Source organism: Sphingomonas bacterium, from assembly GCF_903643035.1.
GTDB lineage: Bacteria > Pseudomonadota > Alphaproteobacteria > Sphingomonadales > Sphingomonadaceae > Sphingomonas.
On record NZ_CAHJWW010000099.1, the window covers coordinates 1 to 9416 of the forward strand.

Annotated in this window: 9 protein-coding genes; 5 read left to right on the plus strand and 4 right to left on the minus strand. The window is 71.0% G+C overall.

The window, feature by feature from the left end; genetic code table 11:
* The 3 genes from HUV01_RS07940 to HUV01_RS07950 all read left to right on the plus strand — a co-directional run.
* The coding region (locus HUV01_RS07940; RefSeq protein ID WP_174297756.1) for a murein hydrolase activator EnvC family protein at positions 1-447 on the plus strand (447 nt) is incomplete at its 5' end.
* 29 nt (positions 448-476) lie between these two features.
* Positions 477-1706 carry a tyrosine--tRNA ligase gene (gene tyrS, locus HUV01_RS07945; protein WP_174297757.1) on the plus strand — a complete coding sequence of 410 codons (1230 nt, stop codon included), beginning with the start codon at positions 477-479 and terminating at the stop codon, positions 1704-1706.
* Between the two features lie 84 nt (positions 1707-1790).
* Positions 1791-2108, plus strand: coding sequence for a PilZ domain-containing protein (locus HUV01_RS07950; protein WP_174297758.1), 318 nt, complete (start codon positions 1791-1793; stop codon positions 2106-2108).
* 129 nt (positions 2109-2237) lie between these two features.
* On the opposite strand, the gene recG is transcribed toward HUV01_RS07950, so the two are convergent.
* Positions 2238-4313, minus strand: a complete 2076-nt coding sequence (recG, locus tag HUV01_RS07955; protein WP_174297759.1) for an ATP-dependent DNA helicase RecG — start codon at positions 4311-4313, stop codon at positions 2238-2240.
* 168 nt (positions 4314-4481) lie between these two features.
* Here recG and HUV01_RS07960 point away from each other — a divergent pair, with 168 nt between their 5' ends.
* Positions 4482-4748 (plus strand): succinate dehydrogenase assembly factor 2, encoded by a 267-nt coding sequence (locus tag HUV01_RS07960; RefSeq protein WP_174297760.1) that lies wholly within the window; start codon positions 4482-4484, stop codon positions 4746-4748.
* 108 nt (positions 4749-4856) lie between these two features.
* The gene (gene mfd, locus HUV01_RS07965; RefSeq protein ID WP_174297761.1) at positions 4857-8324 is read left to right on the plus strand and encodes a transcription-repair coupling factor; all 3468 of its coding nucleotides are present in this window, start codon (positions 4857-4859) and stop codon (positions 8322-8324) included.
* A gap of 61 nt (positions 8325-8385) precedes the next feature.
* Here the strand turns inward: mfd and HUV01_RS07970 are convergent, their stop codons facing one another.
* The 3 genes from HUV01_RS07970 to HUV01_RS07980 all read right to left on the minus strand — a co-directional run.
* Positions 8386-8703, minus strand: a complete 318-nt coding sequence (locus HUV01_RS07970) for a PilZ domain-containing protein (RefSeq protein ID WP_174297762.1) — start codon at positions 8701-8703, stop codon at positions 8386-8388.
* Positions 8704-8776: 73 nt separating this feature from the next.
* Positions 8777-9004, minus strand: coding sequence for a 50S ribosomal protein L31 (rpmE, locus tag HUV01_RS07975; RefSeq protein ID WP_174297763.1), 228 nt, complete (start codon positions 9002-9004; stop codon positions 8777-8779).
* Positions 9005-9128: 124 nt separating this feature from the next.
* Positions 9129-9416, minus strand: a 288-nt coding sequence (locus HUV01_RS07980) for a DUF2497 domain-containing protein (protein ID WP_174297764.1), incomplete at its 5' end; no start/stop codon positions are given.

Sequence of the window (9416 nt, forward strand, 5' to 3'; positions counted from 1 at the left end):
CGTCCGATCGCGACCGCGACCCGCGTCCTGCCGCCCAGCGCCGCGATCAGCGCGCCCGCCCGCCTGCGCGGCGGTTTCGCCTGGCCCGCGGACGGCAGGCTGGTGAAGCGGTTCGGGCATGGCGAGACAGGCTATCGCAACGACGGCATCGAGATCGCGGTGCCGGTGGAAACGCCCGTCCACGCCGCGGCGGACGGCGTGATCGCCTATGCCGGCGATGGCATCGCGGCGCTCGGCGGGCTCGTCATCGTGCGGCATGGCGACGCCTGGACCACCGTGTACGGCCATGCGAGCAAGCTGCTCGTCCAGCGCGGGCAGAGCGTGAAGCGCGGCCAAGCGATCGCGCTGTCGGGCGACACCGGCTTCGCGGATCGTCCTGAACTCCACTTCGAGCTGCGCAAGGGCCGCACGCCGGTCGACCCGCTGACGCAGCTGCCGGGGTTGTAAGCTTCCTTCCCGCTTGCGAGGGTGGCGCGATGGCCACCACCTATTCCTCCGACCTGCTGCGGATCCTGTCGACCCGCGGCTACATCCACCAGATGACCGACGCCGCCGCGCTGGACGCGCTCGCAGGGCGGGAGGTCGTGCCAGGCTATATCGGCTTCGACGCGACCGCCCCGTCGCTCCACGTCGGCAGCCTCGTCCAGATCATGATGCTGCGCCGGATGCAGCAGGCGGGGCACAGGCCCATCGTTGTCATGGGCGGCGGCACCACCAAGGTCGGCGATCCGTCGGGCAAGGACGAGAGCCGCCGGCTGCTCGACGATGCGGGCATCGCAGGCAACATCGCGTCGATCCGGCGGGTGTTCGAGCGGTTCCTGACGTTCGGGGACGGCCCGACCGACGCGGTGATGATCGACAATGCCGACTGGCTCGACGCGCTGGACTATATCCCGTTCCTGCGCGACGTCGGCCGGCACTTCACGATCAACCGGATGCTGAGCTTCGACTCGGTGCGGCTGCGGCTCGATCGCGAACAGCCGCTGACCTTCCTCGAGTTCAACTACATGATCCTCCAGGCCTATGACTTCCTGGAGCTGTCGCGGCGCGCGGCCTGCCGGCTCCAGCTCGGCGGATCGGACCAGTGGGGCAACATCGTCAACGGGATCGAGCTCGCGCGGCGGATCGACGGCGCCGAACTGTTCGGGCTCACGACCCCGCTCATCACCACCGCCGATGGCGCCAAGATGGGCAAGACGGCGGCGGGCGCGGTGTGGCTGAACGAGGATGCGCTGGGCGCGTGGGATTACTGGCAGTTCTGGCGCAACACCGACGATCGCGACGTCGGCCGGTTCCTGCGGCTGTTCACCGATCTGCCGCTGGACGAGATCGCGCGGCTGGAGGCGCTGGAGGGCGCGGAGATCAACGCCGCGAAGAAGACGCTCGCCGACGCCGCGACCGCGATGTGCCGCGGGACGCAGGCGGCGGAGGCGGCGGCGGAGACGGCGCGGCGCACCTTCGAGGAAGGCGCCGGCGGCGAGGCCCTGCCCAGCCTGGCCGTCGCGGGATCGATCGGCATCGTCGACGCGCTCGTCGGCCTTGGGCTCGCGGCATCCAAGGGAGAGGCGCGGCGGCTCATCAAGGGCGGCGGCGCACGGGTGGCGGGCGAGCGAGTCCAAAACGACCTTCAGGCGATCGCGGTGGGCGCGGAACCCGTCCGCGTGTCGGCGGGACGCAGGAACCACGGCCTGCTGACCGCCGCCTGACGATCCGTCCACGCCGGCGCCATAACGGTTTGTTTACAGCCCGTTCACCTGCCGTCGATAGCCATGTCGGGAGGAGACCCTCGGATGGCCACGGACTGGGCGCACGTCGCGTCGCCCGAACACAGGACGGAACCCCGCGACGAAGTGCATCATCGCGCCCGCGCGACCGACATCGCCGCCGGATGCCCACTGCCGATGCTGATCGTCAACATGTCGCCGCACGGGATGATGGCCCGATGCGAGGTGCCGCTGTCGATCGGCGACCGGCTGCGGATCGTGCTGCCGGCCGTGGGCGCGCGCGTGGCGGAGGTCCGCTGGGCGCTGGGCGGACGGATCGGCTGCCAGTTCGACCAGCCGGTCGCGATCGGCGACTATGTATCGGCGCTGTCCGCGATGCGCTGATGTCCGGGCGCTGGATGGCTGGCTGAAACGCGCGAAGGGTGCGCTCTGCGGCGCCGGAGCGTTCCGGGCCAGAAGCGTCCCGCCAGGCATGATGGTCGATCGTTATCACCACAGTGCGGGATCGAACGCCTAGCCCGACCGCAGCATCCCCACGCCGGCATCGCGCTCGAAGAGGTACAGCGCCACCCTGGCCGCCTGTCCCCGCGCCTGCGCCAGACCGCCGTCGCGATCGATCAGCAGCCGCCCGTCGTCGTTCGCCGTCTGGACCAGTTCCGCGAGCAGCTCGGGCGTGGCGAGGCGGAACGGCATCTCTCCCGACTGGCGGGTGCCGAGCAGTTCGCCCGCGCCGCGCAGCCTCAGATCCTCTTCCGCGATGCGGAACCCGTCGCCGGTCTCGCGCATCAGCGTGAGGCGCGCGCGCGCCGTCTCTGACAATGCGGCGCTGCGTACCAGGATGCACACCGACCGGCCCGGTCCCCGCCCGACGCGCCCGCGCAGCTGGTGCAGCTGCGCAAGGCCGAAGCGATCGGCATGCTCGATCACGATCAGCGTCGCATTGGGCACGTCCACCCCGACCTCGATCACCGTCGTCGCGACCAGCACGCCGATGCGCCCGGTGGAAAACGCGGCCATGACCGCATCCTTCTCGGCCGGCTTCATCCGGCCGTGGACCAGGCCTACGCGGCCTCCATCCTCCAGGGCGCCGAACCGCATCGCCAGCGCCGCCGCCCGGGCCTCGGCCGCGGCCATGTCGCTCGTCTCGCTCTCCTCGACCAGCGGGCACACCCAATAGGCCTGGCCACCCTCGCCCAGATGCCGGCCGAGCGCAGCGACCAGTTCCTCCAGCCGATCCTCCGACACCACGCGCGTCTCGATCGGCTGGCGGCCGGGCGGCATCTCGTCGAGACGGCTGACGTCCAGGCCGCCGTGATAGGCGAGCGTCAGCGTGCGCGGGATCGGCGTCGCGGTCATCGCCAGCAGGTGCGGCGGCCGGCGCGCCTTGTCCTGCAGCAGCAGCCGCTGCGCGACGCCGAACCGGTGCTGCTCGTCCACCACCACGAGGCCCAGGTCGCGATAGGCCACCGCCTCCTGGAAGATCGCGTGGGTGCCGACCAGTATGTCGATGCTGCCATCGGCCAGCCCCATCAGCACGCCCTCGCGCACCCGGCCCTTGTCCCGGCCGGTCAGCGCCGCGACCTCGACCGGCAGGCCGGCGAACAGCCGCCGCAACGAGTCGAGGTGCTGGCGCGCGAGGATCTCGGTCGGCGCCAGCAGCGCGCCCTGCGTTCCCCCCTCCACCGCCACCAGCAGCGCCATCGCCGCCACCAGCGTCTTGCCCGCGCCCACGTCGCCCTGAAGCAGCCGCAGCATCGGCGCCTCCTGCGCCAGGTCGCCCTCGATCTCCGCCATGGTGCGCGCCTGCGCACCTGTCGGCGCATAGGGAAGCGACAGCGCGTCGCGCAGCCGCCCGTCGCCCGCCAGCGCGCGTCCGCGCCGCTTGCGCTGGTCGGCGCGCACGATCGTCAGCGCGAGCTGGTTGGCGAACACCTCGTCATAGGCGACGCGCGCCCGTGCCACGGCATCGGCGGGGTCGGCATGGACGCGCCCGATCGCCTCGCGCCAGCCGGGCCAGCCGTGCTTCGCCAGCAGCGAAGGCTCGATCCACTCCGGCAGCTCGGGCGCACGCGCCAGCGCCTGCGCGATCAGCGCCGCGAGCCGCCGCGAGGTCAGTCCCTCCGTGAGCGGGTACACCGCCTCGCGCGCCGCCGGCCCGTCCGGATCGGCGGGATCGCCGACATAGTCCGGATGGACGATCTGAAGCTCCTGCCCGTACATCTCCAGCCGACCCGACACGCGCCGGGGCTCGCCGAGCGGCAGGACCTTCTTCGCCCAACCCGATCCGCCGCCGAAATAGACGAGGCTGGCGTAATTGCCGGATGCGTCGGTCGCCTGCACCCTGGTCGGGCCGCGCCCGGCGCTCGCGCGATAGCTGCGCGCGGTGAGCACGATCGACACGGTCCGGCCGGCGTCCGCCATCGCCAGCTCGTCGCGCTCCACCCGGTCGATCCAGCCGCTGGGCAGATGGAACAGGAGGTCGACGACGCGGTGGAGGCGCAGCCGTTCGAGCGGACGCGCGAGCGCGGGGCCGACGCCCTTCAGCGCCGCGACCTCGGCGAACAGCGGATTGAGTATGTCGGGACGCATGACTATGTCTGCCTAGGTCCCTAGCCGTTCGTCCCGGGCTTGTCGAAGGACCGCTCCTGCTCGCGCGGAGTGGGAGAAGGACAGGGTTTCGACAAGCCGAGCCCGGGCGGAAGGGGCATGGCCAAGCCACCATTCCGGCCGCGGCCGACCGTTCGCCGTTGGAGCATCATGGATCACGACACCCGCCTCAAACGCACCAGGTTCCGCGCCTCGCATCGCGGCACCAAGGAAGCCGACCTGATGATCGGCGGCTTCTTCGACGCGCATGCCGCGGTCTGGACCGATGCCGAACTCGACTGGTTCGAGGCGCTGATCGAGGAACAGGACGTCGACATCATGGGCTGGGCGATCGGATCGATCCCCTGCCCGCCCGAATGGGACGGCGCGATGATGGCGGCGATGCGCGCGATCAACTACGTCCCCATCGCGCGCTGAAACCCCCCTCCCGCCTGAGGGAGGGATAGGGCACGCGCACCCGCCACCACCACCGACGACGACTTCCCCACCCCCGACCCCTCCCGCTCGCGGGAGGGGGCAGACATGATGCCCGACCTTCAGACGATCCTCTCGGCGACCCGGCCGCTCACCCTGTCCGGCGTGCCGGGCGGGTTCCTGCCCTCGCTGCTCGCCGACCTCGCGCGTGCCGCGCCGCGCCGGCTGGTCTACGTCGCACCCGACGAGGCGACGATGCGCGCGATCGCCGCGACCGCCCCGTACTTCGCGCCGGAGCTGGAGATCGTCCAGTATCCGGCCTGGGACTGCCTGCCCTATGATCGCGCCAGCCCGACGCTGCGCGTGCAGGCGGAGCGGATCGCCGCGCTCCACCACCTTCAGACGGCGCCGACGGGGCCGCAGCTGGTCCTCACGACCGTCAACGCCGCGACCCAGCGCACGTTGACGCCGTTCCGCGTGCGCCAGCTCGTCGCGACGCTGAAGGGCGGCGAGCGGATCGGGCGCGACAAGGTCGCCGCGCTGCTCGCGGCGAACGGCTATACGCGGACGGATACGGTGCACGATCAGGGCGAATATGCGGTGCGGGGCGGGCTCGTGGACCTGTTCCCGAGCGGCGAGGACCATGCGCTGCGGCTCGACTTCTTCGGCGACGAGATCGAGAGCGTCCGCACCTTCGACCCGGTCGACCAGCGTACGACCGGACGCATCGAGCGGTTCACGTTGCTGCCGGCGTCCGAGGCGCTGCTGGACGAGGACTCGGTCAAGCGGTTCCGCGGCCGCTATCGCGAGCGGTTCGGCGCGACCGCGACCGGCGACCCGCTGTATCAGGCGGTGAGCGACGGACGGCGATTGGCGGGGATGGAGCACTGGCTGCCGCTGTTCGAGGACAGGCTGGCCACGCTGTTCGACCATCTGGGCGAAGGCGTGGTCATGGTCCGCGATCCGGGCGTCGCCGCGGCGACGGAGAGCCGGATGGACGGAATCGCCGACTATTACGAGAACCGCAAGCGGGCCGAGGCGGCGCAGCCCGGCAGCTATCGCCCCCTTCCCGCCAAGTCGCTGTACCTCGACGGCGCGGAGTGGGCGGAGGCGCTCGCGGGCGCGGTCGCGCATCTGGTGTCGCCGTTCCACGAGCCCGTGTCGGCCAGCGTGCTCGACTTCGACGTCGACGGTCCGCGCGACTTCGCGCCCGAGCGGGCTGCGCAGGAGAACGTGTACGAGGCGGTGGTCGCGCATGTCGAGCGGCTGCGCCGCGACGGGCGGCGGCCGGTGCTGGCGAGCTATTCGACGGGCGCGCGCGAGCGGCTGGCCGGGGTGCTGAAGGACCATGGGCTGACGGCGATGCGCCCGGTGGAGACCTGGCAGGAGGCGCTGGGCGTCGCAGGGGGAGGGGCGACGAACGGCGTCGCCCTGATCGTCCTCCCGCTCGACCACGGCTTCACCGCGCCGGGCGTCGCCGTGCTCACCGAACAGGACATGCTGGGCGACCGGCTGGTCCGCCGGGCCAAGCGGCGCAAGTCCGCCGACGCGTTCCTCGCCGAACTCGCCACGCTGTCGCCCGGCGACCTGGTGGTGCATGCCGATCACGGCATCGGCCGCTACGAGGGGCTGACCTCGATTCCGGTCGGCAAGGCGCCGCACGACTGCGTCGCGCTGACCTATGCGGGCGGCGACAAGCTGTTCGTGCCGGTCGAGAACATCGACGTCCTCTCCCGCTATGGCTCGTCGGACGAGGTCGCGACGCTGGACCGCCTGGGCGGCGAGGCCTGGCAGCGGCGCAAGAGCCGCATGAAGGAGCGCATCCGCGAGATCGCCGGCGAGTTGATCGCGACGGCCGCCGAACGCGCGCTCCATCCCGGCGACGTGCTGGAGCCCGACCAGGCGGGCTATCCGAGCTTCGTCGACCGCTTCCCCTATCAGGAGACCGACGATCAGGAGCGCGCGATCGCCGAGGTGATCGACGACCTCCAGGCGGGCAAGCCGATGGACCGGCTGGGCGTGGGCGACGTCGGCTTCGGCAAGACGGAGGTCGCGTTGCGAGCCGCGTTCGTCGCGGCGATGGCGGGCAAGCAGGTTGCGGTCGTCTGCCCGACGACGCTGCTCGCGCGTCAGCACTTCAACAACTTCTCCGCGCGGTTCGAGGGCTTTCCGATGAAGATGGGCCGGCTCTCCCGGCTCGTCACGGCCAGCGAGGCCAGGGCGACCCGCGACGGGCTGGCGGCGGGCACGGTCGATGTGGTGATCGGCACCCACGCGTTGCTGGCCAGGAACATCGAGTTCAAGCGGCTGGGCCTCGTCGTGGTGGACGAGGAGCAGCGGTTCGGCGTCACCCACAAGGAACGGCTGAAGGCGTTGCGCGCCGACGTCCACATGCTGACGCTGACCGCGACGCCGATCCCGCGCACGCTCCAGATGGCGATGAGCGGCATCCGCGACCTGTCCGTCATCCAGACGCCGCCGGTCGACCGGCTGGCGGTGCGCACCTATGTCATGCCGTGGGACCCGGTGGTGCTGCGCGAGGCGTTGCTGCGCGAGCATTACCGCGGCGGCCAGAGCTTCGTCGTCACGCCGCGCGTCGCGGACCTGCCCGATGTCGAGGAGTTCCTCCGCCGCGAGGTGCCCGAGGTGCGCTACGTCGTCGCGCACGGCCAGATGTCCCCCACGGAGGTCGAGGAGCGGATGAGCGCCTTCTACGACCGCAAGTTCGAGGTGCTGGTGTCGACCACCATCATCGAGAGCGGCATCGACATCGCGTCCGCCAACACGATGATCGTCAACCGCGCCGACCGGTTCGGCCTGGCGCAGCTCTACCAGCTGCGCGGGCGGGTCGGCCGGTCGAAGACACGCGCCTATGCGTATATGGTGACGCCGCCCGAGCGGATGGTGACGGAGGCGGCGGAGAAGCGGCTGAAGGTCCTGTCCGACCTCGACTCACTGGGCGCGGGATTCCAGCTCGCCAGCCACGACCTCGACATCCGTGGCGCGGGCAACATGCTGGGCGACGAACAGTCGGGGCACATCAAGGAGGTCGGCTTCGAACTCTACCAGTCGATGCTGGAGGAGGCGATCATGGAGGCCAAGGCCGGCGGCATCCGGTCGCGGCCGAAGGACTTCAGCCCGCAGATCAACGTCGACGCGCCGATCCTCATCCCCGAGGAGTACGTTCCCGACCTCGACCTGCGCATGGGTCTCTATCGCCGGCTCAACGAGGTGGACGACAAGGGCGGCATCGAGGCGTTCGCGGCGGAGATGATCGACCGGTTCGGGCCGCTGCCGCCCGCGACCGCCAACCTCGTCACCGTGATCGAGATCAAGCTGAACGCGCGCCGCGCCTGCGTCGCGCGGATGGACCTCGGCCCCAAGGGCGCGCTGGTCGCGTTCCACGACGACACGCCGCCCAACGTGCCGGCGCTGCTCGCCTATGTCGAGCGGCTGGGCGGCGTCGCGAAGCTGCGTCCCGACAGCAAGCTGGCGATCACCCGCGCCTGGGGCGATCCCGCCGCGCGGCTGAACGGCGCGCTGCAACTCTCCAAGGGGCTGGCGAAGGCGGCGGCCTAGCCGAACGTCGTCCCCGCCCCGTCCCGCCTCGCCCCCGTCCGAACGGTCGCCTGTCGCGGCGCTATGCTCCGCGCGCCAGCAGATGCTCGAGCGTGGACGGCTCCAGCGGCGCATGGAACTGGCAGCCGGCGACGAAGTCGTCGGCCCACATCACATCGGCCGCGACCTGACCAACCTCGGGCAGGGTCAGCCAGATCACGCCGTTCTTCTTCAGCGCGGTATAGGTCTGCAACCGGGCGCCGTGGATCGATATGTCGACCACCTTGCACAATGCCCGTCCCATGCCGCCCAAGCCTATCCTGGCGTCGAGCGACACCGGCGCGCGCGGGCTCCGGCGGCGACCGCTTGTCGTGGCAGGCTCGAACTCGGCGGCGAACATCGTGACCCTGCTCCTTGCGGAAGCAAGGCCTAGGATGCCGTGGTGAACGACGGGTAAACGCCGCCGCGACCGATCAACGCTTGAGCGTCAGGCCACCGAACCGCTTGTTGAAGCGCGCGACCTGGCCGCCCGCGTCGAGCATCGTGCCCCGGCCGCCGGTCCAGGCGGGATGCACCAGCGGATCGATGTCGAGCTGCATCGTCGCGCCTTCCTTGCCCCAGGTGGAGCGGGTCTCGAACACGGTCCCGTCGGTCATCTGCACCTTGATGGTGTGATAGTCGGGATGCAGGTCTTTCTTCACGGGTTCGGCTCCTGGCGAGGGCTGGTTTCCGACCAGCCCGAGGGAGGCGCGGCCGTACACGCTGCACCTCCCGGACACAAGGCGGACGCCGGACTGCGGGGCGACCGTCGCGCGGCGCGGCGGGTCAGCGGCGGCTGGAGGTGATCCTGTCGATCTCGCGCGCCACCATGTCCTCGACCAGCGCGGGGAGCCGGGCATCCAGCCAGTCGCGCAGCATCGGCCTCAACATCTCCCGCACCAGCCCCTCGAGCGTGCCGTCCGTCCGGGGTTCGGGCTTGACGAGCAGGCGGGAGAGCTGGTCGAGCGCACCGCGCGTCGCCTCGACGGTGCCGGACGAGACGGTCGGCCCGTCGCCGGCTACCCGGGCGGCTTCGGCCTGGGCCTGGGCCTGGGCGTCCGGGCCGCGAGCGGG